The sequence below is a fragment of the Streptomyces sp. NPDC059874 genome (genome assembly GCF_042731135.1).
Classification (GTDB): Bacteria; Actinomycetota; Actinomycetes; order Streptomycetales; family Streptomycetaceae; genus Streptomyces.
On sequence record NZ_JBHWJY010000035.1, the window covers coordinates 53,193 to 79,329 of the forward strand.

General features: G+C 70.3%; 25 protein-coding genes and 2 pseudogenes. 10 read left to right on the forward strand and 17 right to left on the reverse strand.

Annotated features, from left to right (window positions below; translation table 11 throughout):
* Positions 1-21: 21 nt before the first annotated feature.
* From ACFV9H_RS21130 to ACFV9H_RS21145, 4 genes are all read left to right on the forward strand, one after another.
* Positions 22-1,983, forward strand: coding sequence for a hypothetical protein (locus tag ACFV9H_RS21130; protein ID WP_385400342.1), 1,962 nt, complete (start codon positions 22-24; stop codon positions 1,981-1,983).
* Between the two features lie 897 nt (positions 1,984-2,880).
* Complete coding sequence (locus ACFV9H_RS21135) at positions 2,881-4,662, forward strand: FG-GAP repeat domain-containing protein (RefSeq protein ID WP_385400345.1); 1,782 nt, start codon at positions 2,881-2,883, stop codon at positions 4,660-4,662.
* A 179-nt stretch (positions 4,663-4,841) separates the two neighbouring features.
* Complete coding sequence (locus ACFV9H_RS21140) at positions 4,842-5,120, forward strand: hypothetical protein (protein WP_385400348.1); 279 nt, start codon at positions 4,842-4,844, stop codon at positions 5,118-5,120.
* Between the two features lie 75 nt (positions 5,121-5,195).
* Complete coding sequence (locus ACFV9H_RS21145) at positions 5,196-5,546, forward strand: hypothetical protein (protein WP_385400350.1); 351 nt, start codon at positions 5,196-5,198, stop codon at positions 5,544-5,546.
* Positions 5,547-5,555: 9 nt separating this feature from the next.
* Here ACFV9H_RS21145 and ACFV9H_RS21150 read toward each other — a convergent pair.
* Positions 5,556-5,927: pseudogene (locus ACFV9H_RS21150) on the reverse strand (transposase); the annotation flags it as partial.
* A gap of 193 nt (positions 5,928-6,120) precedes the next feature.
* Here ACFV9H_RS21150 and ACFV9H_RS21155 point away from each other — a divergent pair.
* Positions 6,121-6,437, forward strand: a pseudogene (locus tag ACFV9H_RS21155) (transposase); the annotation flags it as partial.
* Between the two features lie 165 nt (positions 6,438-6,602).
* Here the strand turns inward: ACFV9H_RS21155 and ACFV9H_RS21160 are convergent.
* The 6 genes from ACFV9H_RS21160 to ACFV9H_RS21185 all read right to left on the reverse strand — a co-directional run bounded on the left by ACFV9H_RS21160 (position 6,603) and on the right by ACFV9H_RS21185 (position 10,912).
* The gene (locus tag ACFV9H_RS21160) at positions 6,603-6,881 is read right to left on the reverse strand and encodes a hypothetical protein (protein WP_385400352.1); all 279 of its coding nucleotides are present in this window, start codon (positions 6,879-6,881) and stop codon (positions 6,603-6,605) included.
* A 260-nt stretch (positions 6,882-7,141) separates the two neighbouring features.
* Positions 7,142-7,531, reverse strand: coding sequence for a 5-carboxymethyl-2-hydroxymuconate Delta-isomerase (locus ACFV9H_RS21165; RefSeq protein WP_385400354.1), 390 nt, complete (start codon positions 7,529-7,531; stop codon positions 7,142-7,144).
* Between the two features lie 208 nt (positions 7,532-7,739).
* The gene (locus tag ACFV9H_RS21170; RefSeq protein WP_385400356.1) at positions 7,740-7,952 is read right to left on the reverse strand and encodes a hypothetical protein; all 213 of its coding nucleotides are present in this window, start codon (positions 7,950-7,952) and stop codon (positions 7,740-7,742) included.
* A gap of 96 nt (positions 7,953-8,048) precedes the next feature.
* On the reverse strand, positions 8,049-8,417 hold the full coding sequence (locus tag ACFV9H_RS21175; RefSeq protein WP_385400358.1) for a hypothetical protein: 369 nt from the start codon (positions 8,415-8,417) through the stop codon (positions 8,049-8,051).
* A 514-nt stretch (positions 8,418-8,931) separates the two neighbouring features.
* A complete protein-coding gene (locus tag ACFV9H_RS21180; protein WP_385400360.1) occupies positions 8,932-9,177 on the reverse strand; it encodes a hypothetical protein in 246 nt (81 codons plus the stop codon).
* A gap of 175 nt (positions 9,178-9,352) precedes the next feature.
* Positions 9,353-10,912 carry an isocitrate lyase/phosphoenolpyruvate mutase family protein gene (locus ACFV9H_RS21185; RefSeq protein ID WP_385400363.1) on the reverse strand — a complete coding sequence of 520 codons (1,560 nt, stop codon included), beginning with the start codon at positions 10,910-10,912 and terminating at the stop codon, positions 9,353-9,355.
* Between the two features lie 65 nt (positions 10,913-10,977).
* Here ACFV9H_RS21185 and ACFV9H_RS21190 point away from each other — a divergent pair, with 65 nt between their 5' ends.
* A complete protein-coding gene (locus ACFV9H_RS21190) occupies positions 10,978-11,652 on the forward strand; it encodes an ArsR/SmtB family transcription factor (RefSeq protein WP_385400365.1) in 675 nt (224 codons plus the stop codon).
* A gap of 168 nt (positions 11,653-11,820) precedes the next feature.
* Positions 11,821-12,132: a hypothetical protein gene (locus tag ACFV9H_RS21195; protein WP_385400367.1), complete on the forward strand. Its 312-nt coding sequence runs from the start codon at positions 11,821-11,823 to the stop codon at positions 12,130-12,132.
* Here ACFV9H_RS21195 and ACFV9H_RS21200 read toward each other — a convergent pair.
* From ACFV9H_RS21200 to ACFV9H_RS21235, 8 genes are all read right to left on the reverse strand, one after another.
* Positions 12,126-14,027 carry a dynamin family protein gene (locus ACFV9H_RS21200; protein WP_385400368.1) on the reverse strand — a complete coding sequence of 634 codons (1,902 nt, stop codon included), beginning with the start codon at positions 14,025-14,027 and terminating at the stop codon, positions 12,126-12,128. The two genes, ACFV9H_RS21195 and ACFV9H_RS21200, sit on opposite strands and share 7 nt — an antisense overlap.
* A complete protein-coding gene (locus ACFV9H_RS21205; protein ID WP_385400371.1) occupies positions 14,020-15,264 on the reverse strand; it encodes a hypothetical protein in 1,245 nt (414 codons plus the stop codon). The genes ACFV9H_RS21200 and ACFV9H_RS21205 overlap by 8 nt, the downstream gene beginning before the upstream one ends.
* 258 nt (positions 15,265-15,522) lie before the next feature.
* Complete coding sequence (locus ACFV9H_RS21210; RefSeq protein ID WP_385400373.1) at positions 15,523-16,764, reverse strand: glycosyltransferase; 1,242 nt, start codon at positions 16,762-16,764, stop codon at positions 15,523-15,525.
* Positions 16,765-16,843: 79 nt separating this feature from the next.
* A complete protein-coding gene (locus tag ACFV9H_RS21215; protein WP_385400375.1) occupies positions 16,844-17,101 on the reverse strand; it encodes a cupin domain-containing protein in 258 nt (85 codons plus the stop codon).
* Positions 17,020-17,631: a VOC family protein gene (locus ACFV9H_RS21220; RefSeq protein WP_385400377.1), complete on the reverse strand. Its 612-nt coding sequence runs from the start codon at positions 17,629-17,631 to the stop codon at positions 17,020-17,022. The genes ACFV9H_RS21215 and ACFV9H_RS21220 overlap by 82 nt, the downstream gene beginning before the upstream one ends.
* Positions 17,628-18,200, reverse strand: coding sequence for a dihydrofolate reductase family protein (locus ACFV9H_RS21225; RefSeq protein WP_385400380.1), 573 nt, complete (start codon positions 18,198-18,200; stop codon positions 17,628-17,630). The genes ACFV9H_RS21220 and ACFV9H_RS21225 overlap by 4 nt, the downstream gene beginning before the upstream one ends.
* Positions 18,201-18,248: 48 nt before the next feature.
* Entirely contained in the window at positions 18,249-19,250 is a 1,002-nt protein-coding gene (locus ACFV9H_RS21230) for a GNAT family N-acetyltransferase (protein ID WP_385400383.1), read from the reverse strand.
* Between the two features lie 156 nt (positions 19,251-19,406).
* Positions 19,407-19,949, reverse strand: a complete 543-nt coding sequence (locus tag ACFV9H_RS21235; RefSeq protein ID WP_385400385.1) for a carboxymuconolactone decarboxylase family protein — start codon at positions 19,947-19,949, stop codon at positions 19,407-19,409.
* Between the two features lie 81 nt (positions 19,950-20,030).
* Between ACFV9H_RS21235 and ACFV9H_RS21240 the strand changes: the two genes are divergently transcribed.
* Positions 20,031-22,964, forward strand: a complete 2,934-nt coding sequence (locus ACFV9H_RS21240; RefSeq protein ID WP_385400388.1) for a tetratricopeptide repeat protein — start codon at positions 20,031-20,033, stop codon at positions 22,962-22,964.
* Positions 22,965-23,367: 403 nt separating this feature from the next.
* The gene (locus ACFV9H_RS21245) at positions 23,368-23,508 is read left to right on the forward strand and encodes a hypothetical protein (protein WP_385400390.1); all 141 of its coding nucleotides are present in this window, start codon (positions 23,368-23,370) and stop codon (positions 23,506-23,508) included.
* A gap of 58 nt (positions 23,509-23,566) precedes the next feature.
* On the opposite strand, the gene ACFV9H_RS21250 is transcribed toward ACFV9H_RS21245, so the two are convergent.
* Positions 23,567-24,358, reverse strand: coding sequence for a polysaccharide deacetylase family protein (locus ACFV9H_RS21250; RefSeq protein ID WP_385400392.1), 792 nt, complete (start codon positions 24,356-24,358; stop codon positions 23,567-23,569).
* A gap of 125 nt (positions 24,359-24,483) precedes the next feature.
* Positions 24,484-25,122, reverse strand: a complete 639-nt coding sequence (locus tag ACFV9H_RS21255; RefSeq protein WP_385400394.1) for a TetR/AcrR family transcriptional regulator — start codon at positions 25,120-25,122, stop codon at positions 24,484-24,486.
* A 147-nt stretch (positions 25,123-25,269) separates the two neighbouring features.
* On the opposite strand from ACFV9H_RS21255, the gene ACFV9H_RS21260 reads away from it, so the two are divergent.
* Positions 25,270-26,137 (forward strand): DsbA family oxidoreductase (locus ACFV9H_RS21260; RefSeq protein ID WP_385400397.1); only part of this gene is annotated, 868 nt, incomplete at its 3' end.

The window sequence follows — 26,137 nt, forward strand, 5'->3', positions numbered from 1 at the left end:
CGGTCGGTACCGTCTGACCGTGTGAGACCACCTCAGGAACTCGACACCGTCGACTGGACGTCGTGCTGTCACGCCTACGGTGCTGCCACCGACGTACCGGAGTCGATACGGGCTTTGTACGCAGGTGACGCGGAGCGAGCCGCGCGGGCCGTGCGCCTCCTCTTCAACAAGGTGCTCAACCGGGACTCGGTGTATCCGGCGACCGTGGCGGCCGTGCCGTTCCTCGCGCACGCCGCCGTGCACGCCGTTCACGAGCGGGCGAGTGTGCTGGCCTTCCTGGCGGGCGCGGGAGGCCGTGGCCCGGAGCCGCAAGCCGGCATCGAGGAAGAGGGGTACGCGCAGGTCGCGGCCGAGGTATCGGGCCTGCTACACCTCCTCGCCGACCACGACCCGAAGGTCCGCCTCGGCGCGGTACGCGTCGCACGCTGCGCGACCGGGCAGAGCATCCCCGCGGCGCTGCGCGAGCTGACCGCCCGCTACGAGGCCGACCCGGTCGCCGAGGTCCGCATGGACGCGCTGGCTGTTCTCACCCGGCTCGACCCCGACCAGCAGTCGGCGGACCGGCGCCTGCACGACGCCCTCACGGACCCTCTCCCCGCCGTCCGCGCTGCGGCCTCCCTCACACTGCTGGAAAGGACGCACGCGCCCTACCCGCCGGACCTCGTCGCGGTCCTGGCCGAGGCCATCGCGACGGCCGACAGCGACCTCACCGTCGACCAGGCGGCGCCCCGCCACTTGGCGGAGCGTCACCAGCGCCTGCTCCGCCAACGGTCCCCTTTCACACCACGGCTCTTCCCCGGGATCGGAGACACCGACTCCCGCCTCACCGCCATCGCCGAGCAGGACGCGGACGCCGCCGCCGCAGTGGCGGGCGGCTTCGTCGCGCGAGGCGATGTCGACGGCCGGGGCTCGCGCCGCGCCCATGAGCTCTCCGTCACCTGGCGCGACCGCGAGAACGACACCCTAGCCCTGCTCACCGCGGCCCTGCCGCACGAGCACACATCCTTCGACCGGTCCCACCTGCTGTACTCCATCGCTTGCTGGACGCCCTTCGCCACCCAGCCGCAGCCCGGTCTCGCAGACCATCTCCTCCGGCAGCGACTCAGCGACAACTCCGAGATGGCCAACCGCGCCCAGCTCTCCCTCGGCCGCCTCGGCGACGAACGCCTCCTCACCGCCGTGCCCAACCCGTACGCCGAAGCGGTGGCCGCACTCGCGGCCCGCACCCGCCACCGCGACCACCAGCGCCTCGCCCTCCAGCGGCCGGCGTACCTGGGCTTCGACGACTTCCTCGCCACCCTGGCACCGGACGACGTCCACGCTCTCCTCCCTGACCTCAAGGCCGTACTGCACCGGATGAACCCCGCCGAGCCGGACCGCCCCGAACTGGAGCTCGCCCGCCTCTTCGGCGACTGGGGCGTCCAGGACCCTGAGGTGCTCGGCCTGCTCGACGAAGCCGCCCGCAGCGGCCACGCCGAGCTCGCCGCGACCGCAGCCGTATCCGCCGCCCGCCTCGGCGCCGACCCCGAACCGGCCCTGCGCGAGCTGAAACAGGCCATGGCCGCGGACGATGCCACGTACCACTGCATCGAGGAGGCGGGGCGTCTCGGCCCCGCCGCGGCACCGCTGCTGCCGTTCATCGAGCCGTACCACGGCCACTGGGACGAGTGGGCGCGGCTGCGCGCGGCCGAAGCCGACTGGCGCATCACCCAGGACCCCGCCCGAGCCGTTGCCGCGCTCACCGGACTCATCGAGCTTCCCGCCCACGTGACCAGCGGGTACGCGTACACGACAAGCGTGCGCGCTGTGGAGGTGCTAGCGCGTATCGGCACGACACCCGACGCCCTGCGCCGGCGCGTCGAGCACTGGGCCACCTCGCCCCGCCGCGTCATCAGACCCGACGACTTCTTCGAACCTGTCCATGAGCAGCGCTGCCTCGACGAAGACCTACGCGAGGCCGCCCTCCACCTGCTACTGCGATGACGTGATCCTCCCTGCGCACCGTGCGGAAGCTGCGCGCCAACTGAGGTGACTTCTGAGGAGTTGTTGCCTGTGTGGGTTCGGGCACTGTTTGGTTGGGGGCACCGCTTGGTAGTGCGCTGGTGCGGGGGGACCCAGCGGGCGAAGGGCAGGCTCCGGTGTCACCGTCATGGATGTGAGAGATCGGTGGGGGATCGCTGTCTTGGGGTGGTACCGCAGCAGGGGTGATGCTGCTCAGTTTCGTGAGTTCTGATCCATCGGCTGGGCGGGGGCGGTGTGATGGATGGGTGGACGAGGAAGTAGATCTCCCGGTCTCGGAGGGTTCGGGCGGGATACTGCCGGCTGAATCAGCCGGGGCGTTGCGGGGGCCGGCGGTGCGCCGGTTGTTGGTTTTGCGTGGGAAGGGAAGCTGACCACCCGGCAGGTGTGGACGGTGGGTGAGACGTTCGGTAATGCGGGAGCGGGCGGTATGGCGGTGGCCGGCCGCCGCGGAGGCGGACGAGTCCGCGGTGCCGGGGGAGCGGTCCGCTACCACGGGAGGTTCACGGTCACCTCGGAGGTCCGGTCTCTGCTTGGGCTGTGGAAGGACAATGTTGCCGCTGTCCGTCGTGAGCTTCAGGCTCGTGCGGCTCCGGGGTGAGGGTGAGCCGCCGCCGCCGATTCAGACGCTGCATCGTGCGATCCGGCGGGATCTGACGGCGGGGGAGGGGGCGCCCGGTGCAGGAAGCCCAACTGATGTGCCGGGAACGGGAACCGGAGTGATCGTGCCGACGTGAACGTCGGCGACGGGGCTTAGCGTGCACGGAAGCGGGGGGCCGTTCAAGCACGGATGCGTGATGCCTGGCACACACATGACGTGTGCCAGGGCAGAGCCCCACGGCTCGATCCTCAGGGGGGATCTTGACTACATCGCACCGCACGTCACCGCAGCGCAGACGGCTGCGCGCCTTGGCCGCCGGGAGCGTTCTCGCCCTGGCTGCCGGCGCTCTGGCCGCCGCACCGAGCGTCGCCGCGCCGAGCCTGGGCGCGCCGAGTATCGCCGCGCCGAGCTTGGCCGTGCCGAGCCCGGCCGTGCCGGCGCCGGGACCGTCGACCGTGACGGGAACGGCCGGAGGCCAAGGGCTCCCGACCGTCGTCATGCCGGCCCGGGTTCCGGCCAAGGTGGCCGCTGCCGCCAAGCCGCGGCACGACGTCGACGGCGACGGCGTCAGCGACATGATCGTCATGGAGTACGACCAGGCCACGGCCGTCTACCTGTCATCGATCAAGGCCTGGAGCGACTACACGATCTCCAAGACCGATCCGGATCCCGAGGCCTCGTTCAAGGACCTGCTGCCGGTTGGCGACGTCGGCGGCACCACCAAGCCCGAACTCCTCTCGCTCACCTTCGACGGTGTGCTCACGCTCTACGAGGCGGGCGTGAAGAACACCTCGGCGCCCTTGTGGTCGGGCCGTGGCTGGCAGATCTACAACCGGCTGATCGCCCCCGGCGATCTGACCGGCGACCGCCGCCCCGATCTGCTGGCCCGGGACCCCGCCGGTGACCTGTGGCTGTACACCGGAACCGGGACGGTCAGCAAGCCCTTCAACTCCCGGGTCAAGGTCGGCTCCGGCTGGGGGATCTACGACCAGGTCGTGGGCGCCAACGACGTCGACGGCGACGGAATCGGCGACGTCCTCACCCGTACCCTGGCCGGCGAGCTGTGGTTCCACAAGGGAGCCGGCAGCGCCACCGCCCCGCTCAAGCCGCGCATCAAGGTCGGCACCGGCTGGAACAAGTACAACGTGATCACCGGATCGGACGACGGCGACGGCGACGGCCGCAGCGACCTGCTCGCCCGCGACCACAACGGCGTGGAGTACTGGTTCAAGTCGATCGGCGGCGGCAAATTCGCCGCACCCGCCTACTTCGGCAGCGGCTACGAACTCAACAAGTTCATCGTCGGCGCGGGCACCACATCGCTCTACGGCAAGGGCCAGAACGTGATGACCCAGTCCGACAACGTCCTGGTCAAGTACCACGCCCTGGCCAACAGCACCTACTATTCGCCGCCTTACGAGGTCGGCAAGGAGACGCCCGGATCCCGCAACACGTTCGCCACGGGCCTCAACAGCCACAACCACGCCACGTACGTGCAGAACATCGGCACCGACCTCTACATCCGCGGCGTGAAGGTCGCTACGTCGTGGAACTACACCATGATGGCCGGCCCCGGCGACCTCACCGGCGACGGGAAGGGCGACCTGGTCAGCCGTGACTCCGCCGGCGTCCTGTGGCTACACCCCGGCGACGGCCTGCTGTACACGAAGTTCGGCACGCGCATCAAGGTCGGCACCGGCTGGAACGGCTACAACACCCTTGTCGGCGCGGGCGACTACTCCGGGGACGGACGGCCCGACCTGCTCGCCCGGGATACCGCCGGCGGTCTTTTCCTCTTCAAGGGCACCGGCACGGCCAGCGCGCCGTTCGCCCCCCGGGAGCAGGTCGGCAGCGGCTTCAACCAGTACGACACGCTGTTCGTCCCGGGTGACATCAACGGCGACAGCAAGGGCGACCTGATGGCCCGGCTCCCGGGAGGCGACGTGTACACGTACACCTCGACGGGCAAGACCGGCACCGCGACCTTCGCCCCCCGGGTGAAGTTCGGCACCGGGTGGAACATCTACAAGAACATGCTCTGACCCCCGCGGCCCCGGGCCGCTGAGAGCGACGGCGCGGGTCCGCCCGCCGGCCTGGCCGGCGACCGGGCCCGCGCCAGACTCGGGTTCTGGTCCACTTCTTGTGGTGGCTCACGGACCGTGATGTCAGTGGTGTGTGGTGGGATGGCCTGACTGCGCTGTTGATCTTCTGGGAGCCCTCCGTGACGTCCTCGTCCCCGTCCCTGACTCGCGCCTTGGCCGAGGCTTTGATCGATGTCCTGTGGTTCATCGACGGCAGCGAAGACGAGCAGATGGGTCAGGGCGACGCGGTCAAGGTCTTGGAGGGTGTCGCCCACTTGGTCAGCACGCTGTCGAACGATCAGCAGCAGGAGATGATCGCCCTGCTCGGAGAGATGGCAGCCGCCGAGACCAACCCGGCTCGCCGCGAGTTCCTGGAAGAGTTCCCGGAGGGCTTCGGGCTCATCGCCGATGCGTCCTGAAGGATTTCAGCCTGCCGTACAAGACAGGCGGCGAACCGCGTCGCGGCGGTTGATCCTCCACCCACATTCATCACCATGAACCCGACGATGTTGGATAGCGGCATGGTGAGACGCAAGAAGGAGAAGGAGAAGCGGCCCGTCTGGGGCCTTCCGAAGGGGATCGTCCTGTTGGCGACGCCGGAGGGCTGGCGCACCAGTGTCCTCACCATGGAAGGCGGAATGCTCTGCGGGCGCCTGGACGTGCCGATCGACACCGACCCACACGACGCGCGGGTCGCGGCGGCGGTGATGGTGGCGGAACTCGCGCGCGACTTCCACGACTCCGACGTCGAGGTGAGCTGGGATCCGCCCCAGGAACCCTGGTCATGGACCGCCCAAGTCACCCTCGCCGATAACGAACTGCCTTCGCCCGACGCCGAAGGTTAAGCGGCAAGCTCAGGAGTAGAGCAGCACGCGCCTGCGGAGGAGTTCGAGGCCTGCTCGGCCGAACATCTGGCGCTTCAGCATCTTGATCCGGTTGACACGGCCTTCGACGACCCCGGAGTTCCACGGCTGCGAGAGCCTCGCTGTGACGGCGTCGAGGTCGCGTTCCAAGGGCCGGGCAAATCGCTGGAGGCTGGGCAGGTCGGCGGTGGTCGCGGTCTCGATCCATGCCGGCAGCCGGCGGCCTTGCAGCTGAGTAAGCATGTGGGCGAAGGAGCGGGCGTGCTCGGCCAGTGCGTCCAGCTCGGGGCAGTTCGACAGTACGGCCTTGAGCCACACAGCTTTCAGGCGTTGGTTCAGCCCTCCTGCCATCGCCGGTCGAGGTAGGGCTTGCATGTCTTCCTGTCAGAGCCGACCGTGATCGTCGATGAATGCGGGCCAGTTCGATAGCCAGGCGGATTGTGCTCAGTCGCCTACGCATTCCGCTTTTCGGCCCGGGTAGTGGCAGACGGTAGGAGTCGGTGCCGGCCTCGATGATGTTGCCGCCGAAGGTGAGGCGGTCTCCGATGGCCACACGGAGCGGACCGGTCTGCCCATCTCCGTCGGGATCTCCGGCGCGAACCTCCACGACAGCCAGGCGCTTGAGCCGCTGGTGCGCGGCATTCCTCCGATCCGCTCGCGTCGCGGCCCGCGACGCCGGCGGCCCGCCAAGCTCCATGCGGACAAGGGATACAACTACGACCACCTGCGTCGATGGCTGCGCTCGCGCGGCATCCGTCACCGCGTGGCTCGCAGAGGCGTGGAATCCTCCACGCGGCTGCCGGCATCGCTGGACGATCGAGCGCACGATGCCCTGGCTGGGCGGCTGCCGTCCGCCTGCACCGCCGCTACGAGCCGAGTCGGCCGCAGGATGAGCGAATCACGGATGCCCCTTGCCCTGGAATGCCTCCAGTGCCGCCGGCATGAGGGTGCACGCAATCACATCCACATCGACGCGTGAGAACTGGAGTACGACCTCCGACCCCTCCTTCGGGAGGGGGCGCTCCGCTGTGTCTGGGGTCAGGCGGGCGGCTGGCCGCTGCCGGTGAAGGCGACCTCGCCCCTCCTGCTGCTGGGCCCATCGCTGGTCTTGATGGATCCTTCCTTGCCGTCCGGCATGCGCAGAATGGCGACGCTAGCGTTCAGTAGGTCGCACTCGAGCCCGGGGTCGTCGGAGCCGAGGGAACCGAACCAGCCCTTGACCTGTGTACCGTCGCCGAAGATGGAGACCCGGGCGTAGACGGCTCGTTCGATCCCGTCGATTACCAGGACCGCGTCGCTCTCGAATTGTCTCGGCATGTCGTCAGTGTGCACCTGTCGGCCGTCAGTTGAACCCACCCGTGATCGGCGGCGCAGAATGATGTCGGCGTGGTCAGAAGCCGATCCCTGTCCGCACATCCCCGCGATACGCCCTGGACGGTCCCGACAGGGCCAGAACCTGGGTGCCCCCACGACGGCGCTGCACTGCAGGTCCTCAATCGGACACTTCGCCAACAGCCTGCCTTTCCTCGGCCCGGCGCGGCGCGGCCACTCGGGCCCTGTGAGTTCGCCGGGGAGGCTCAGACCTCCACATACTTGCGGTAGGCAGCTCCCAGTTCGATCACGTCCACCGAGGCGTGCACCACCGGGCGGAGCCCGTCCGTTGCGCCGGACATGTGAGTGCGCAGCAGGTCGAGCACGGCCGCGCTGAGCTCGGCCTTGACCGTCTCGGTCCGCCCGGCGAGCAGGCCCAACTGCACGTGGACGAGTGCGTTCTCGGGTGCGCCGTCGGCCACGTACACCTCTTCGAGGCGCCTGAAGCGGGTCTTGCAGTCGGCGACGGAGCCGCCGGCCACCTTGGCGGTCAGGGAGTGCAGGGCAAGGGCGAAGGGTCGTCGTGCGAAGACATCGGAGAGGTTCGCCGAGTAGTCGATGGTGATGTGCGGCATCAGGCAGTCCAGTCCTGTCAAGACGTCGATGTGGTGTCCCGGTATTCTCCCCGACCACTGTGAGCGAAGGTCTCGTGGGTGGCGACCTCCGGAACAGCTCGGTCAACTGGGGTGACGGCGACACTCCCGTTGCAGACGGAGCATGTCCCCGTCTGCGGCCTGGTGTCTGTTCGTGTGCGATGACACGGTGAGCACGGGCGGGGTCGCAGGACTCTGTGGGTGCCGCTGCTCAGGCAAGCTTCTTCAGTTGCGCCTCTATCACGGTGGTCGGGGCTTCGGCGCTGGCGCCCGGCCGTTCGGTGAAGAAGAGAGCGACAGTGTCGCCCTTGCGTACAGCCTCGATCCGAGCAGTGTTCTTGATGCCTCCCACTTCACTTTCGATGCTGAAGGCAACGGCCTCGTCACCGGTCCCGACGGCTGTGGCCGGGGCGACGCTGCTCACCGTCCATCCCGGGTCCACAGTCGCCTGGAAGCCGTCGGCGCAGTCCTTGCCTGCCGTGCGCAGCGCGGCAATGGCTCTATTGGCGTCCTGTTCTTTCTAGGACGCCAGGATGACGACCGTGGACTCTTGGAGGGCGGCGCCGGGGGACGTCTCCGCCGCCTGGTGGGAAGCCAGCGCGCGAGCGACACTGCGCGGGTCGCCTATCGGCGAATAGGAGGGGATGCGCGCCAGTTCCTGGCACTTGCTCTTGTTGCTGTGGGTGTCCTCTGCGAGTGCGGCGGCACGTTGCGTCGAGATCTCCTCAACCTCGAAGCCAAGCAGATCGGACTGGCTCAGGACGAACGGGGCAAGCTCGGCGTCGGACGTGACCACGCACGCCGTGCTCAGCAGCCACACCGCAATCGCGGCTCCCGACCGGTGGCCGAACGAAGCGCGCGACACGAATCCCCCAGGCTCGGAATCCAATTGCACGAATGTACGACACCTCGCGGCCGCTCCCACACGACGCAGTCACCCGCCTCGCCTGCGGTCGACCGTGGGCCTGACAGAGCCATGCCCAGAGACCGACATCCGGTATGAGTGCCATTGGACCGGTTGCGTGGTGGGTCGCCCGGCGGATCAGGTCGGCGACAGCTTCGGGCTGTGAGATGTAGACGGCATGGCTGGCCGCAACTTCGACAGCCTGCGCGCCGATCCGCTCGCACATCGCGCGCTGGGCCTGGGGCGGGAGCATGCGGTCGTCGGTGGCGAGGAGGTACCAGGAGTGCTTGGTGCGTCAGGCCGGACGGGACATGGTGCCGCCGAGAGCGTCCACGCCCCAGGGGAGCTGCGAGTCGGCCATGAACTCGGCCTGGGCGCACGGCAGGTCGTCGGCGAAGGAGTCGGCGAACTTGTCGCGGTCCAGGAAGAGGAAGCCGCCCTGAGGCGGCAGGATCGGTGGGACCGGGGGCGCCCGGGGGCGGGTCAGCGATCCGGCTGCTCACCGACTCGCCCTTGTCCGGGGCGAACGCGGCGACGTACACACCAGGGTCACCGGCCCCGGCATTGCCTCGATCACCCGGTGCGTGATGGCCACGTCGCTGTCGAGCGAGGTCGTGGGATGCTGCACGACGGCGACGTTGTGGCCGTCGGCCAGGAGGGAGTCGTGCACGCCCTGCCAGCCAGTGCCGTCCACGACTCCTCCGTGGACGAGAACGATGTTCCCGCGCGGAGCGTCGTCGTTCATCAGCCTCCTGTGATCTTCGGCCCGGCCTGTGCAGCCAGTGCCCGTGCGGTGAAGGTAGGGATGCGGCCGGTTGCGCCGCTTCCGTCATCCGATGTAGCTCCGCGCGCCCGGCCTCGGACGAACCGTCACTCCCGGTCCAGTCGTTCGAGCTCGTCGCGCAGTCCCGCTCGGGAGGTCACACCGAGTTTGGGGAAGACCCCCGCTGCGTCCCACCAGGCGCCCCCAGTGTCTGCACCTCGGCGTAGGAGGGGGTCCTGAGGTCCGTCGGCAGTCCGTCGCGGATGGCGGTCGCGGTGGTCACGGCCGCCGCCAAGGCTCTGCGGTAGAGCAGAGAGCCGAGGCTGACCCTGTGCACGCCCAGCGCGCCCAGTTCGGCGAGGGTGGGTCCGGTCGGGATATACAGGATGTTCAGCGGGGTGACGAGGGTTGCCGTCAGGGCGGCGATCTCGTCCGGATCCGATAGCCCTGGCACGAACACCCCGTCCGCACCGGCCTGTTCGTAGATCGCGAGGCGCTCCGCGGTCTGTTCCTCCTGAACGTTGAGCCAGTGGGTGTCGGTGCGGGCGTTCACGAAGAGGGCGGGCGCGGCGGTTTTGACCGCGGCGATCTTCGCGGCGTGCAGCTCCACGGGCGCGAGGGTGCCGTCCGGGCGCCCGTCCTCGAGATTGATCCCCGCAGCGCCTGCATCGTGGAGTCGGCGGGCCAGTTGGGCAACTTCTCCCGGGTCATCGCTGAACCCCCCTTCGGCGTCGACGGTGAACAGGAAGGGGCCTCGTCCGAGTCGGCGGGCCAGCGCCAAGGTCGCATCGGCAGTGGCGGCTGCCCCGTCAGGCAGGCCGGCGGCCGCGGCAACGCCCAGGCTCGTGGTGCCGATCGCCTCGAAGCCCTGTTCCGCCAGAGCTGCGGCAGAGGCGTAGTCCCAGGCATTGGGCAACAACAGTGGGGTGGCCTGGTGGTGCAGCCGCGCGAAGTCTGTCAGCCGGCGCCGGAGCAAGCCGTCGGCCAGGGCCAGGGCGTGGGCCCGGCCGGGGCAGACCCGGGGCGGTGCACCGAAGGTGAGGGGCACGGGATGTGCGCGGTTGGCAGTCGCGAGATCCAGGAGCACTACGTCGCCCTTGGCGATCTCCCGGTCGGCGACCCGGGTCGTGCGGGCCGCGATCCGGCGCATGGTCCGTACCGGTTGAACCTCCCGAAGTACCCGGGCCAGCGGTGCGTCACCATCGGCCGCGGCCTCCACCAGCGCAGCCGTCGCCGTGCAGGCCTGCACCAGCAGCCCGATGCGGTTGGCGGCAGCCTCCAGACCGGCTTCGTTCGCCCGCCCCGGTGCCAGCCGCGCCACCAGTCGGGCCACCGCCTCGTCGGCGGCCGCGTCCGAACCTCCGAAGTAGGCCCCGGCCACCACGGTCACCGCCTCCGCGATCACCCCTGGCTCCGGCATCCCCAGGGCTTCGGCGAGGGTCCGCACCACCCGCACCCGGACCTCCCCCTCAGCCCCCGCCGCCACAGCCCGCCGCAGCGCGGCGGGATCCAGCCGGGCCAGCTCGTCCTCCACCAGAGCCCGCCGGCGGCGGTGCGCCTCACCGGAGCTGAATCGGGCCACGGTGGCACGCAGCCACGCGACACTCGCCCCGACGGCACCGCCGTCCGCAGCAGGCAGGTCCGGGACAAGTGCCGGGTCGGCAAGCGCCGCCCGTACATCGGCATGGCGGTTGAACTCGTGCGTCGTGTGCGTCATGGCACTGACGCTAGGCCCGGGACAGTTCGGCACCTCCCGAACTGTCCCTGCGGCATCATGGCCCCATGTCCCCGCTCGCTGAGACCGCCGGCCTGTTCGCCGACCGCACCCGCGCCGCCTTCTGCCAGGCCCTGCTCGACGGACGCGCCTGGACTGCGGGCGAACTCGCCCGTCACGCAGGAGTGCGGCCCTCCACCGCCAGCGAGCAGCTCTCCCGCCTCATCGCGGGCGGACTGCTGACCGAGGAACGCCAAGGCCGTCACCGCTACGTCCGGCTGGCCGGCCCAGAGGCAGCCGCCCTGATCGAAGCCCTCATCTCATACGCCCCGGACACCCCCCGCCCGCAGAACCTGCGTGAATCGGTGCGGCTCAGCGCCGAAGCCCGGGCCCGCACCTGCTACGACCATCTGGCGGGACGGCTGGGCGTGGCCCTGGCGGACGCAATGATCGCCCGAGGCCTGATCGCCTCCGACTCCGGGCTGGCCGTCACCCCTGCGGGCCGGGCATGGCTGGCCGACGCCCTGGGCCACGAGCAACCCCCGGGCGCCCGGCGGCCCCTGGTGCGCGCCTGCCTGGACTGGACAGAGCGCCGACCCCATATCGCCGGAGCGCTGGGCGCGTGCCTGTGCGCCAGGGCGCAGGAACGGCAGTGGGTGCGGCGGGTCGGGTCCGGGCGCGCGGTGAAGGTGACACCGGAAGGAGCCGAGGCGTTCCGGGAGCTGCTGGGAGTGAAGGTCTAGGTCGTGTCTGCTTCCTCCCCCTGTGCGATCCGTGAGCCGGACGGGGTCCGGCCGGAGGTCACCATGCACCCAGGCGCGCCGCCGGCCTTGCCACGGCGTGAAGGCATTGGCCCACGGGTAGACGGAACAGAGGTGACGGTGTGAGGTCGGTCCACGGGAGGGGCAGCCATGGCGGACGAGTCGAACTGGGACGACTACCAGGGGGAGTCGGGCTCCACGGTCGACGAGAGCGGTGTCTCGCTCTCGGGGGAGATGTACGTCCAGGAGAGCCGGACGATCGAGGGCGGCACCAGCATTGAACGCCAGGAGGCTGGTGGATCGTTGACGGTTGACTATCCCGACTCCTGGGGTCCCGCCGATGACGCCGACAGCAGTGTCACCGTCAGCGGCGAGATCCACCACGAGGATGCGACCACCATCGAGGACGGCACCGCGACGGACACCTCGTCCTGGGGCGGCGAAGCCTCGCTGGACTACTGACCGCGCAGGCCGTCGAGGCCGTCGAGACGGCGGCGCCACTCTGCGAGCTGAGCGCGGGCCGCCTTGATGCCGTCACGCTGGGCGGTCAGGTCGCGGACCGACTTCTGGGGGAGCTTGTCGACGGCCTTCCTCTGGAAACCGGTCAGAAGCGAGCCTGTTTCCCTCCGGGCCTGCTCCACCATCCGCGTGCGGACCTGGAGCCAGACGGGTGCGCAGCCGGTACCCGCCTCCGGGGTGAGCCCCTTCTCGATCTCCTTCCGCGTCCTGCCTATCGCCCGCAGTGTGTGGCCGAGATGGCCGCCCCCGAGGTAGTGCTGGCCGATGAAGAACACCCACATCGTCGGCAGCAGGGCGATCACCAGCCCCCCGAACCCGTCGTTGGCCAACTCCCCGAACTCGTCGCCCGACGACTGGTAGTGGTAGCTCCCGACCTTGAACGAGACGGAGTCGTCGGAATGTTCGGGGTTCCCGGTGGCCCCGAGCGGAATCCGCGCGTCGAACTCGACGACGGCGGCCTCTGTGACCGCCCGCAGCCCCGCACCCAGCCGCTCGAACGCCGCTTCGGCCTCGGCGGCCAGACCGGTCGCCGCCCGGGTCAGCAGCCCCTCGATCTCGTCGTTGAGGCTCTTCGCCTCCGCCTTCGGAAGCGTGAGGCCGGTGGTGATCCGGGACCTGATGCGATCGAGGTCGGCGCGGATCGTGGCGGCGGCACGGAGCACGGTCGGTTCGATCTCGGCCCAGTCCGCCGCGCGGGAGGCCGCCTCCACCTCCCCCAGCCGCTTCCTAGCCGAGGCGGTCAGCTCCCGGGCGAGCGCGGCCGCCTCGCTCCGCGGGACCTTGCCGTCGAGGGAGCGATCGATACTCCTTACCCGGTCGGCCAGCGCGGTGTCGAGCAGCGGAAGGGCGTACCGCGCAGCGGACGCGGCGGTCGAGGCCACATTGCGCCGTACCCGGTCGGCCACCTCGGCGCGGAACGCCTTCCACCGCTCCTCCTCCTGCCTCGTGCCCGGGGCAGGAGCCGCCGCACTGGCGGCCGGCAGGAAGGACGGCAGGTGCAGGGCGTGGATTCCGGCCCGAGCGAGGCCGAGCGAGCCGTCCGCGTCGGCAGGCAGCAGGTACTGCGCGACGCTCCGTCGCCGCATGGTGAGATGGTCCGCGAACCTCTCTGACGGGGGCGGCGCGACCTCGTTGAACACGATCGCGGCGACCTCCACCTCGTACGGGCTCTCGGCGAGTTCCCGGACGACGTCCGCCAGGGCGGCGATGCTGACCCTGCCGAAGCTGACGAGTACGGCAGTGAACGCACTGCCCGCGAGGTCCTCGGCCGTCCGGGCGGTGACTTCCGGGGAGACGCCGTTGGCACCCGGCAGGTCGACCAGGCGCAGGCCCCCGCTGAGCAGGTCGGACCGCAGCCGGACCTCGCCGCGCAGCACGCGCCGGGTGTTTTCGGGGTTGTGCTCCTGGAGCAGCCAGCCGTCGAACCCCGCACGGTCCGTCGGGACGGTCCGCGGCGGGCCGCCGGGCTCCTCGGACGCGCGGACCACGGTGAAGCCCGGCGCGGCATCCTCACCGTGCAGGACGTGGACCGGGGCGACCGTGCCGGGCAGGAAGGCGGAGGTGGGGGTGACATCGGCGTCGGCGAGCGCGCTGATGAGGGTGGACTTGCCCGCGCCCTCGGGGCCCACCACCACGAGGTGGCTGCGCTCGGCGGCTCGGCGGACAGCGGCAAGGGCGTCCCGTACGGCTGGGGCGAGGGAGGGCAGGAGACCGTTGTGGCGCTGGAGGGCGTCGAGGAGTTCGGTCACGGGGGGAGCCACGGTCGGGTCACCGCCGGGACCGGTACCGCCCTCGCCCGTACCGCCCATCCGGTTGCCGCCCATCCGGTTGTCAGTCATGGAGCACTCCCGCCATCTCGTCGAGGTCCTGCCGCGAGGCGCTGTCCGTGGCGCCCGGGACGCCCGTGACGGCCGTAGCCGCCTCCGACAGGGCCTGGCGGAAGGCGGTGCGGTAGAGGGAGTCGGCCGCGGCGAGGGGTTCGGCCGCGTCGGCGACCGGAGGGAAGGGCGGGCCGGTGACGGCGTAGTCCGGGTGGGTCAGGATGGCCAGCGAGTGCCGCAGCGAGGCGACCGCCGCCTCGCCCTGCCTCCGCCTTGCCTGCCGGGTGGCGACCGTGAGCAGATGGAAGGCCGGGTCGGCGACCTGCCAGAGCGCGATGCCGAGGTCGGGCTCCCAGTCGGCCAGGGCACCGGCGCCGAGTGCGGCGGCGGCCTCGTCCAGGCGCTGCCGGTAGCGGGCGGAGTTCCCCAGGTAGTACGCGTCCACGGCGGCGGTCACCACGGCGGTCGCGGCCCGGGCGGCGATCTCGATGTCGACGCGTACCCGTTCCGTGTCGTCCGCGGGGACGGCCAGCCGGTGGCTGGCGGGCACCGAGGCGTTCAGTTCCGCGACGGCCTGCGGCGTCCCTCGGTCGGGGCGTGCGATGCGGTGCCGGTAGATGCTGCGTAGCCCCTCCGCCGGCGACTCGGCGCCCGCTCGCAGATGACAGCCGCCCAGGCTGATGTCGAGGGTGTCGCGGAAGTAGCGCACTTGCACGACGAGGGTGGGTATGCCGTACAGGTCGTTCCAGTAGAAGGCGGCGTGCGGTGAGGCCAACGTCCGCAGGGAGTCCTGGAGTTCGATCAGCCCGTCGGCGGCGAGCCGGCGCCTGAGCGCGTCGATCACCGACCCACGCAGTCCCGCCCAGTGCCCCTCCGGGGAGCCGTGGAAGGTCGGCAGCAGGACGACCAGCGGGAGCGTCGTGAGGTCGGAGGAGAGCAGCCGCAGGCTCTCCCGGAGATGGCCGGGACCTTCCTCGACGGGGTAGCTGTCGATGAGCCTGCGGTTTCGGAGTGCCGCCAGATCGGTGTCGCGGCGCAGGCGGCTCTCCAGCTCGGCGATCCGGGTCAGGCGTTTTTGGCGGACGTCCTCCAGCTGGAGTTCGCGGCCGAACCGGGCCTCCGCCTGGACCTTCTCGAAGTCCTGTCGCGAGGCCCTGGCCTGCTCCTCCGCCTTGAGCCGGCGATGAGTGTTGATGAGAGAGGCGGCGGCCTGTGCCGCTGCCCCCACGCCCAAGGAAACAGCTGGATATTCCACGATCTCCCCCTTGAACCTCTTGAACCTCTTGAACCCCTTGAGCCCGTGAACCACTCGAACCCCTTGAGCCCCCTGAGCACCTTGGACCCCGTGAACCATGCGGTTCGCCCGGTCCGTCGCCGCATTCCTGTCCTTCTGCGGCCGTGTTATGCCGTCGGCATGCGGTCCGATGGGCGGGTTCTGGTCGTCGCGAGTCCCGGCGAAGTCGGCAGGATCGCCGGCGACAGCGTCACTTCCGGTCGTAGAGCCAGTGCCGCATCAGGCAACGTTCGCCCTGGTCATCACTACGCGTGTGTCGAGGAGCAGTCTTGCTGCCAGCATCGCTCCGTCGGTGCGGACCGTGCCGGCCAAGGCCTTCGCCCGGCTGACGGTTTCCGGGTCCAGGGCTGTCTTGAGCGCGGCCGACAGGGACTCGTCGGTCGGAACCGGGCCGTCGTGGGCCACGCCGATGCCCAGCTCGGCCACCCGGGTGCCCCAGTACGGCTGGTCCGCCAACTGGGGCACCACCACCTGCGGAGCGCCGGCCCGAGCGGCCGTCGTCGTCGTACCCGCACCGCCATGGTGCACGACGGCAGCCACGCGTCCGAACAACTGCTGATGGTTGACCTCGCCGACGGCGAAGCAGTCGGCACGGTCGTCGATGAGGCCCAGTTCCGCCCAGCCACGCCCGACGAGTACCCGGCGGCCCTGCGCGCGGACCGCCTCGATGGCCACCCGGGCCGCCGCCTCACCTGCGCGCACGGCCATACTGCCGAAGCCTACGTACACGGGCGGCGCGCCGGCATCCAGGAAGGCCACCAGCTCCGCCGGGAGCGGACGCTCGTCGGGCAGCACCCACGCGCCGGTCTGTACGACGTCGAGGTCCGGCGTCTCCAGCCACGGGTCCAGAACAGGGTCCGTCGCCAGCCACGGTCGGTCGCCGAAGGCGTAGTCGCGGACGTTGTCCACCGGGAGCAGGCCGATCGACGCCCGGCTGGTGTTCAGCGCCTCACCGAACAGCGCGTTGATGCTCTGGGCGTCCAGCTCCCACAGTGCCCGGTTGTCGGTCACTTCCGGCGGGAACGGCCGCCCGGGGTAGGCCAGCGGCGGGCGCTGCGGCGAAGGCAGGGTCAGCTGCTGGAAGATCGCGGACACGTAGCCGATGCCGAGCTTCTCGGCCACCGAACGCGCACCGGCGATGGCCGGCATCGCCCCCGTCGCCACCAACACGTCGCACCCCTCCGCCGCCGCGGGCATCACCTGCAACTGACTGGCGATCAGTTCCGCCGCGCGCTGCGGCAGATTGCCCTTCGACGGCGGCGGAGCCGCGGTCGTCAGCGCGCGTGCCGACTGCCCGACACCCACCACGGACACGCCGACGCCGGCCAGCCGCTCCGCGAAGTCCTCGTCCGGTGGCGCGCACACCCGCACCTCCGCGCCGAGCTCCCTCAACCGCACCGCGAGCCCCACCAGAGGTTCGACGTCCCCACGCGACCCATACGTTGACAACAGCACACGCATTTCGTGATCTCCTGTTTCCGTGGATTCTTGGCCAGGCCGACCGTCCTGAGGTACGACCCGAGTAGCTGTGTCTCTTGAGTTACCGAGCCCAGGGCAGTTCACGGGTGCCCTCGGTGCCGGGTACGGAGGCGACCCCGTCGGCGGGCATCGAGACGTGGGCCTCCGCCTGTTCCGGGGCGTGGATCCGGCGGAGGTGCCCCGACGGCAGGATCAGGGTCTGGCCGGCCGCGACCTTCTCCACACGGCCGCCGCAGGTCACCTCCAGCGCGCCCGCGGTGACCGTCCAGACCTGCTCACGGCTGATGGAGTGCTCGGGGCCGGTGGCGCCGGCGTCCATCGTGACCGTCCAGGTGCTGAGTTCGGTGCTGCCGCGGCTGGGGCCGCCAGACCGGCCATGGTGGCGTTGGGGGAGATGGTGACGTGGTCGGTGGCGGGCGTGATCACGACCACGGCGGCGCTCTCGTCGTTGTCGGCCGGATCGGCGTCGGCGCTGGCTGCCCATTCGACGAGCTGGACGACGACACCGTTCGGGTCGGTCATCTGGAACAGCCGCTCGCCCCACGGCTCTTCGCGTAGCGGCATGGTGATGGGGGCGCCCGCCGCGCGCAGTCGGGCCTCCTCCGCCGCGAGGTCGGTGACCGTGAGCGCCAGGATCAGACCGGCCGCCCGCTGGTCACGCTGCTCGGGCGGGAGGACGTCCGTACCTTCGCGGAGCAGGACGACGTCGACGGCGGCGTCCCCGCGGGTCAGGGACACGAAGCCGTCGTCAGCCATGGCCACCTCGTAGCCGAGGTGGGTGCACAGGAACGCGCGGGAGGCGTCCACGTCGGCGACGGTCAGGGAGAGGGTGGAGGAGGAGACGTTCATGACAGCACCTTTGCGAAGTGAGTGATGGCGAACCCGGAGTCGAAGGATCGTGTGCCGACCGGGGCGAAGCGCGTCGGAGTGAAGGGCCCGTCGAACAGGGGGATGCCGGATCCGATGAAGATGGGGTGGCGCTTGATGATCAGTTCGTCGATCTCGTCGCGCAGGTCGGCCGCCAGCTTGCCGCCGCCGCACAGCCAGATGTCCAGGCCGTCCTGTTCCTTGAGCTCGCGGACGAGCGCGACCGGGTCGTCGACGACGGTCACCGCCGGGTCGGGGCTGACGAGCGTGCGGGAGACGACGTACTGCCTGAGGTGGGCGTACGGGCTGGTCCACCCCAGCTTCAGGCCCGGGTCGTAGGTCGCGCGGCCCATGATGACCGTGTCGAACCGCTGGGCGGCCCGGTCGGCGACGCCGAACGGCTCACGCGCGGGCGTGGGCATGGTCTCGGGGAAGTCCGCCAGGATCGCCGCGGCTTCCTCCCCGTCGAAGGGGAGGAAGTCGTACTGCCCGTCGGGACCGGCGATGTAGCCGTCGAGGGTGGCGGATATGTAGTAGATCAGCTTGCGCACGTGCTTCTCGCTTTTTCGAGTCGGAGGTGGGGTGGAGGTCGATGCGGTTCAGGTCGCGGGCACGTCGAGCTGGAACTCGCGGGTGCGCCGGTAGGAGCGGAATCCCAGTCGGTGGTTGACGGCCAGCATGTGGATGTTGTCGTCGGCGTTGTCCGTCTCGATCTCGACGACGTCGGGATGCTCGGCGCGCAGACGCCGCACCATGGCGGCCTTGACCCACAGGCCGAGGCCGTGGCCGCGGTGCGCGGGCACGACCGCCGTGTCGTACTGCTGGGCACGTGGCCCGGAGCCCTGCGGGAGCAGGATCTCGGTGTAGCCGGCCATGGTGCCGTCGTCGTGGACTGCCGCGATGGTCAGCAGCGTGTCACCGCGGTCGGCGATCACCTTGGCCATGGCACGGACGCGGTCGGCGTCCCATGCCACGCTGCCGTAGTCGAGGTCGCCGACGGGCATGTCGTTCATGGCGTTCTTGGCCGCGGCGAACGCGTCGGCGAGGCCGTCGGGAACCGTGCCGGTCCAGCCGGTCAGCCGGTAGCCGGGGTGCTCGGCATCGGCGATCTGGAGCAGGTCGGCCCGGGCCGTCTCATTGAGGCGCAACATGAGGTGATTCAAGGTCAGCGCTCGGCGGAAGCCCCACCGTTCGCTGAAGGCTTCGCCCGGACCGTCGGCCGTGGCTGCGGCGATCAGGCTGCGCCGGTTCTCGGCGCGGCAGGCCGCCACGACCGCCGCCAGGAGGAGGGAGCCGGTTCCCTGGCGCCGGTGTGCGGGGTCGACGTGGAGTTCCAGTTCGGCCAGGTGCTCCTGGCCCGGGGAGGTGAACACCCGCAGGCCGGCGACTCCGACGGGGACGCCGTCCGCACCGGTGGCCAACCAGGTCAGCCGGTGGCTGCCCAGGGCGGGCTGGGTGAGCCGGGCGTGGATCTGTGCGGGGTCGGGGGTCGGTACTCCGGGCAGGTCGTGGGCCATCGAGGCCGCGACGACCTGATGCCACGAGATGGCTTCGGCGGCCGAGACGCGCTGGAGCGGATTGACGTGTACTGATGTGGACAAAGTGATGGCTTTCGTCGTCGAGTCGGTCTTGCTTCGGGATGGGGCGAGGGCGTGCTCTCGTCAGCCGAGGCACCACAACGGAGGAGGCTTGGAAGGGACTGGGGCAACCCGGTTCATGCGATCCGGCTCTGACCGGGGCATCGCGTTCGCGTCCTTTCAGTCGGTGTGGCGCACCAGCGGCCAGTCGACGTCGACACGGGCAGCCGTGGCGAGGTAGTTGGTGAACACGTTGAGAGCGACATGGGCGATGACCTCGACGATCTGCCCGTCGGACAGGCCGGCGCGCCGGGCCGCGACCAACTGCTCGTCGGCAACCGTTCCGCGGTCACGGACGATCACGGCGGCCAGATCCAAGACGCCTGCGGCCCAGGGGGCGTCGGCATGGCCCCGGCGCGCGCGGTGGGCCTCGGCCGCGCTCAGCCCGGCCAGCTTGGTCCCGCGGAACGCATGCACGGACAGGCAGTAGTCGGACCCGTTCTCCTGCGACACCAGCAACGCGATGCTCTCGCGCACATCCGCCGACAGGGTTCCCTCCGCGCTCAGGGTGGTGACGACGCCCAAGTACCCCTTCAGTACGGCCGGGCTGTTGGCCATCACCCTGGCCAGGTTGGAGACGACCCCCAGAGCCTGGTGCGTGGCAGTGAACAGCGCTGCGGCTTCACCGGTCGCGATCTCCGGTTCAACGATGTGGAGTGGCATGCGGGTAACCCTGCCGGTTGATCTTGATACATTCCCGATGCTTCCTCGATGCACACAAATGGCGACCCCTGGAGTGACGGCATGCGGTTCACGATCCTCGGCCCCGTGGAGGTCGTGGCTCCCGGTTCGGATGCGCCCGGCCTGGCGCCCCGTCATCGCGCGGTGCTCGCGTACCTGTTGCTGCATGCCGGGGTCGCGATCAGTACGGATCGCCTGGTCGACGCGATGTGGGGGTCGCTGCCGCCCGATTCCGCCCGCGCGCAGATCCAGACCACGATCGCCGCCATCCGACGGATGCTGCGCGCTTCGGAAGCCGACCGGATGCTGGCCACGCGGCCGGCCGGATACGTCATCACCCCCGAGCCAGGACAACTCGATCTGGACGAGTTCACCAGCCTGATCGCCAAGGCACCGGCCATCTCCGACGACCCGGGGGACACCGCGGACCAGATACGTGCCGCGCTGGCGCTGTGGCGGGGAGAGCCGCTGGCCGACATCAGCGCCCATTACGTCCAGAGCGCCAGAGCACGTCTGAACGGGCAGCTGCTGACCGCCGTCGAGCGCCTGGCCGAGCTGGAACTGGCCCGGGGGCGGCACGATGACCTCATCGACGAACTGTCCGGCCACGTGGCGGCCAACCCCTTGCGGGAGCGGCTCTGCTGCCAGCTGATGCTCGCCCTGCACCGCGCCGGACGCCCAACCGAGGCGTTGGACGTGGCAAGAACCTTCCGGGCAACCCTGGCCGAAGAGCAGGGTCTGGACCCCGGCCACGCGTTCAGCAAGCTCGAACAGGACATCCTGCGGGACGCCCCCGATCTGCGGCCGCCGGTCACCGCGCCGGCGAAGCCACAGGGGATCAACTTCCTGCCTTACGACGTCCCGGACTTCACCGGACGCGAAGGCGAGCTCGACGGGCTGATCCGCCTGTGGTCGGGCAACAACGGCGGCGTCGTGACGATTTCGGCGATCGACGGGATGGCCGGGGTCGGCAAGACGACGCTCGCGGTCCACGCGGGGCACCGCCTCGCCGACCACTTCCCGGACGGACAGCTCTTCATCGACCTGCAGGCGCACACCGCCGGTCAGGCGCCGCTCGACGCCGGTGCCGCGCTCGAGGTCCTTCTGGGCCAACTCGGCGTGCCCGCCCAACACATACCCGCGTCGGTCGCCGATCGCGCCGCGCTGTGGCGGTCCGAACTCTCCGGCCGTCGCGTGCTGGCCGTGCTGGACAACGCCCTCGGCGCCGACCAGGTACGCCAGTTGCTGCCCGGAACCTCCCGTGCCCTCATCCTGATCACCAGCCGCCGACGGCTGACCGACCTGGACGGGGCACACGCCCTGTCCTTGGACGTGCTGCCCGCCGCGGACGCCGTGGAGTTGTTCACGGCGATCGTCGGCGAACGAGCGGCCGCCGAACCCCTGGCCGTCCTGGATGTCCTGCAGTTGTGCGGATTCCTGCCGCTGGCCGTCCGTATCGCCGCCGCCCGCCTGCACCATCGCCCCCGCTGGACCATCGCGTACCTGGCCGACCGGCTCCGCGACCAGCGCCGCAGACTCTCCGAGCTGGCCACCTCGGAGCGAGGAGTGGCAGCGGCGTTCACGCTGTCCTACGAGCAGCTGACTGCGGATCAGCAGCGCATGTTCCGGCTCCTGGGGATCCAGCCGGGCCGTGACATCAGCCCCGAGGCGGCGTCCGCGCTGGCCGACCTCCCGCTTGATCAGGCCGAGACGCTCCTGGAAGACCTCCTGGACGCCCACGTCCTGACCCAGCACCAGCTCGGCCGCTACACCTTCCACGACCTGCTTCGCGAACACGCCCTCGCCACCGCGGCCGCCCAGGAACCCCCCAACGCCCAGCGCGAGGCCCTCGGCCGACTGTTCCACCACTATCTCCACACCGCGAGCACGGCCATCGACCACCTCTACCCCGATGGCAAGGGCCGCAGGCCACGCATCCCCGCGCCGGACACGCCGGCCTGGCCTCCGCAGGACGAGGCCGAGGCGATCACCTGGCTGGACAGCGAACGCGCGAACCTCATGGCGTCCGGCCAGTACGCGGCCGAGCACGACTGGTTCCCCCACACCGGCCAACTGGCCTCCACCCTGCACCGCTACCTGCTGGGCCACGCCCACCAGGCCGACGCGCTGACCCTCCACGGCCTGGCACTGCGAGCCGGCCGCCGGAGCGGTGACACGGCCGCCGAAGCACGCACGCTCATCGATCTCGGCGAGGTGCACTTCTGGTGGCACGGCGCCTACGAGCAAGCGGCCGAGCACTACCGGCACGCCCTGGACCTCGCGCGCGAGGTCGGCGACCAGGTCGCGGAGGCGCGCGCACTGACGGGCCTCGGCATCGTCTTCACGCGGCGGAGGGAATACGACCAGGCCCACGACCACTGCGCGAAGTCCCTCGTGCTGTTCCGCGAGCTCGGGGACCGTGGTGGCGAAGCCAGATGCCTGACCGACCTCGGCATCGTCCACGAACGCCAAGGACGGTACGAGGACGCCCACGAGCACCACCGGCAAGCGCTGCACGTGCACCGCGAGACGGGATCCCGCATCGGCGAGACCGTCGTGCTGAACAACATCGGGCTGCTGTACCAACGGCAGGGCCGCTACGACGAGGCCCGGCACCATCACCGCGAAGCCCTGGAGCTGAGCCGCAGGTTCGACTTCCCCGGGGACGAGGCCGAGTCGCTCAACGCCCTCGCGGAAGCCGCCCGGTCCATGGGCGACCTCGCCCGGGCCGCGGCCGAACATGAATCCGCGCTGATCCTCGCCCGCGAGTTCAGCTACCGCCCCGAGCAGGCCCGCGCCCATGACGGCCTGGCTCACGTCCACCGCGACCTCGGCCGCATCGACCTCGCCCACGACCACGCCCGACAGGCTCTTGACCTCTACACCCTCCTCGGCGTCCCCGAGGCCGACGAGATCCGCACCTTCCTCAACGGGCTGCCGCCGAACGCGAACGAGCCCGAACCGCCGGAGGCATCCACCGCCGACCAGCCGTCTTGAACGCCATCAACCAGCACCTCGACCGGGCGTTCCGGATCCGTGAACGGCACGAACCGCACGGGGTGCCCACCGAAGCCCGGCCATGAACGCCACCCGAAGCCGCGTCGGGCGCCGCCAGAAGAAGGCAGGCTGCGAGGGGTGGTGGCCGGCCGGTCCGCGGGCTCTTTGGCGCCGAGCGCGACCAACTCCGACTCGGCCGGCCTCCTCCCATGTCAGGCTGTCGCTGCTCAGTGAAACTGAGCAGTCGTCATGCTTCTGACCTGGGGTTGTGCAGGTTGGCTGAGCGGTTTGGCGGCTGTGTTGGCTCAGCGAGTGGGGAGGCGACGGCCCGGAAGATGGAGAAGCTGAGCGGCCCCGATCAGTGAACCGCCCTGGCCGCCGCCGGGCCGTGCGATCAGGGGACATGACCTCTGGCAAGGGCCCGCTGGTCCTGGACGAGCGGGCGGTCGCGGACGGCTCCGGACGCCGTCGCAACGTCGGTGAGGCGGCGCGGCGCATCGCCGTGCACCAGAACGCTCAGGTACCGGCTGCGGCGTGCGCGTGAGCTGTTCGGCCTCGATCCGGACGACCGGCGGCTGTCCTGCCGGCTGCAGCTGCGGACCCTACGGGGTGGTTCGGGCCGGGAAGGTGAAGGTGTAGCCCCGCTCGGTGAGCCAGGGCAGGTACTCCTTGAGCGCCGCGACGGTCTCGCTGCGGTCTCCGCCCCCGTCGTGGAAGAGGACGGTCGGCTGCTGGGGCAGTGCGCCCTCCACGACGGCGACGATGGCCGGCAGCCCCGGCCGGCTCCAGTCCTTGGGGTCCACGCTCCAGCCCAGGGGGCGCATCCCGTTCGCGGCGGCTATCGCGCGGCTTTCGGGCGTGAAGGCACCGCCCGGCGCGCGGTAGTAGTTCACGGCGACGCCCGGCGCGGCCTTCTCGATCATGGCCTTGCCGTCGAGTATCTGCTGCTCCTGGTACGCGACCGGCTTGTGGTCCATGGTCACGTCGTGGTCGACGGAGTGGTCGCACAGCTGGTGTCCGTCGGCGGCGACCGCTCGCACCAGGTCCGGGTACTTCTGCGCGCGGGTCCCGATCATGCAGAAGGTGGCTTTGACGTGATTCTCCCTCAGTGCCTGGAGGACCTGAGGGGTCCAGCGGGGGTCCGGACCGTCATCGATGGTGATGGCGATGTCGCGGCCCGATCCCTGTGCCAGCCGGGAAATGCCCAGGGGGACGCGGGAGGCGCTGTCGCCGGGCCCTGAGGGGTTCGTGGCCGAGGACCGGGCCGTCGAGCCGTCCGTGGCACCGAGGGCGGGTGGGGCAGCCGCCGCCACAAGGCCGACGACGGCTGCCGCGGCCGCCGTCACGGTGGTTCCCGCCCGCCGACGACGTGCGGAAGTGCTGGTGATGACCATGGACGTGCTGATCCTCTGCGCTCGGCCCCTGGCGTGCGTTACCGGTACAGGCTAGGCCAAATGCCCACGGAAACTCATCGTCCGATCGGTCACATCGGACGGCCCGCGCCGGAGGAGCGCGGCCGCTACGGAGCCGCCGAGAACATGACCGGGCCGTCGCCGGGCGCTTCGGTGATGGCCGGCGGGCGACCCAGGAGGGCGAAGGCGGAGTCCAGGCAAGCCGCCGCGCTCGCCGGGTCGGGGTCGACCTTGCGCATGATCTGCAGGCCCTGGACCAGGTTGAGCAGGAGCAGCGCGCCCTGCCGCGGGGTGACGGCCGGAGCGAGTTCCCCATCCCGTGCGGCCCGCTCCAACTGCGCCGTGAACGCCTTCTCGGCGTACTGGAGGTTGCCACGGGCCAGTTTCGCGACCTCCTCGTCGTGCGGCAGCAGCTCGGCCATGCTGTTGACGCTGAAGCACCCGGCGCTGCCGGGGGCTGCGTCGGCCGCCAGGAGCCGGCCCAGGACGTCCCTCAGCCTGGCGAGCGCCGGCCCCTCCTCGTCGAGCGCGGTGCCGAGCAGTCGTGTCTGGTGGTCCAGGTAGCGGCCGAGGGCCCGGATGAACAGCTGGTGTTTGTCCCCGAACGCCGCGTAGATCGATCCTCGGCCCAGTCCCAGCTCCTCCACGAGGTCGCTCATCGCGGTCGCCTCGTAGCCCTTGCGCCAGAACAGGATCATCGCCCGGTCCAGGACCGCTTCTTCGTCGAACGTGCGTGGTCTCGCCATGCACCCCACGGTAGCGAAGGTCAGCGGCCCCGGCAGCACGTATTTGACCGTTCGTTCCAGAATCGGCTACGTTATGGAACGAGCGGTCCGGAACCCACGAGGCGAAGCCGGCCCATCCGTGAGACAGACCCGTCAGGAGCGAGCGTCGTGAAGGTCGAGATCTATTCGGACCTGGTGTGTCCGTGGTGCTACATCGGCAAGCGCCGCTTCGAGAAGGCCCTGGCCGCCTTCCCGGAGGCGGCGGGCGTCGACGTCGTCTACCGGCCGTTCCAGCTGAACCCCGCGGCCCCCGAGACGCCGGAGCCCTCCGCGGAGGTCTACGAGCGCAAGTTCGGCCGCCCCGCCGCGACCATCTTCGGGCCGCTGACCCAGGCCGCGGCCGCCGAGGGCATCACCTTCCGGATGGACGAGGCCCTGGCCGCCAACACCTTCCAGGCGCACCGGCTGCTCTGGTTCGCCCGGCGGCACGGACGCCAGGCCGAAGTGAAGGAGCGCCTGCTGGCGCACTACTTCACCGACGGCGGGGACCTCGGCGACCGCGAGGCGCTCGCGGGGCTCGCCGAGCTCGCCGGTCTCGACCGCGCGGCGGCTCTGGCCTTCCTCACCTCGTCCGAGGGGGCCGACGAAGTCCGCGCCGAACTGTCCGAGGCCGCCGCCCTCGGTGTCACGGCAGTTCCCACCTTCGTCATCGACGGCACCTTGGTGCTCCAGGGCGCCCAGAGCCCCGAGGTCCTCCTCGGCGCCTTGGAGAGGGCTGCGGCCGGCCGCCGCCCCCCCCCCCCCCCCACCCCCCCAACCCCCCCCCCCCCCCCCCCCCCCCCCAACCCCCCCCCCCACACCCCCCCCCCCCCCCCCCCCCCCCCCCCCCCCAACAACCCCCCCCCCCCCCCCCCCCCCCCCCCCCCACCACCACACCCACCCCCCCCCCCCCCCCCCAAAAAAAAAAAAAAAAAAAAAAAAAAAAAAAAAAAAACAAAAAAAAAAAAAAAAAAAACCCCCCCACACCACACCCCAA

Coding starts and splice junctions, on each gene's coding strand:
- ACFV9H_RS21145 (WP_385400350.1), top strand. CDS start 5,196: ATGAACCCGACGATGTTGGATAGCGGCATGGTGAGACGCAAGAAGGAG.
- ACFV9H_RS21160 (WP_385400352.1), bottom strand. CDS start 6,881: ATGCCGAGACAATTCGAGAGCGACGCGGTCCTGGTAATCGACGGGATC.
- ACFV9H_RS21180 (WP_385400360.1), bottom strand. CDS start 9,177: ATGAACGACGACGCTCCGCGCGGGAACATCGTTCTCGTCCACGGAGGA.
- ACFV9H_RS21185 (WP_385400363.1), bottom strand. CDS start 10,912: ATGACGCACACGACGCACGAGTTCAACCGCCATGCCGATGTACGGGCG.
- ACFV9H_RS21190 (WP_385400365.1), top strand. CDS start 10,978: ATGTCCCCGCTCGCTGAGACCGCCGGCCTGTTCGCCGACCGCACCCGC.
- ACFV9H_RS21195 (WP_385400367.1), top strand. CDS start 11,821: ATGGCGGACGAGTCGAACTGGGACGACTACCAGGGGGAGTCGGGCTCC.
- ACFV9H_RS21200 (WP_385400368.1), bottom strand. CDS start 14,027: ATGACTGACAACCGGATGGGCGGCAACCGGATGGGCGGTACGGGCGAG.
- ACFV9H_RS21210 (WP_385400373.1), bottom strand. CDS start 16,764: ATGCGTGTGCTGTTGTCAACGTATGGGTCGCGTGGGGACGTCGAACCT.
- ACFV9H_RS21215 (WP_385400375.1), bottom strand. CDS start 17,101: ATGGACGCCGGCGCCACCGGCCCCGAGCACTCCATCAGCCGTGAGCAG.
- ACFV9H_RS21220 (WP_385400377.1), bottom strand. CDS start 17,631: ATGAACGTCTCCTCCTCCACCCTCTCCCTGACCGTCGCCGACGTGGAC.
- ACFV9H_RS21235 (WP_385400385.1), bottom strand. CDS start 19,949: ATGCCACTCCACATCGTTGAACCGGAGATCGCGACCGGTGAAGCCGCA.
- ACFV9H_RS21240 (WP_385400388.1), top strand. CDS start 20,031: ATGCGGTTCACGATCCTCGGCCCCGTGGAGGTCGTGGCTCCCGGTTCG.
- ACFV9H_RS21245 (WP_385400390.1), top strand. CDS start 23,368: ATGACCTCTGGCAAGGGCCCGCTGGTCCTGGACGAGCGGGCGGTCGCG.
- ACFV9H_RS21250 (WP_385400392.1), bottom strand. CDS start 24,358: ATGGTCATCACCAGCACTTCCGCACGTCGTCGGCGGGCGGGAACCACC.
- ACFV9H_RS21255 (WP_385400394.1), bottom strand. CDS start 25,122: ATGGCGAGACCACGCACGTTCGACGAAGAAGCGGTCCTGGACCGGGCG.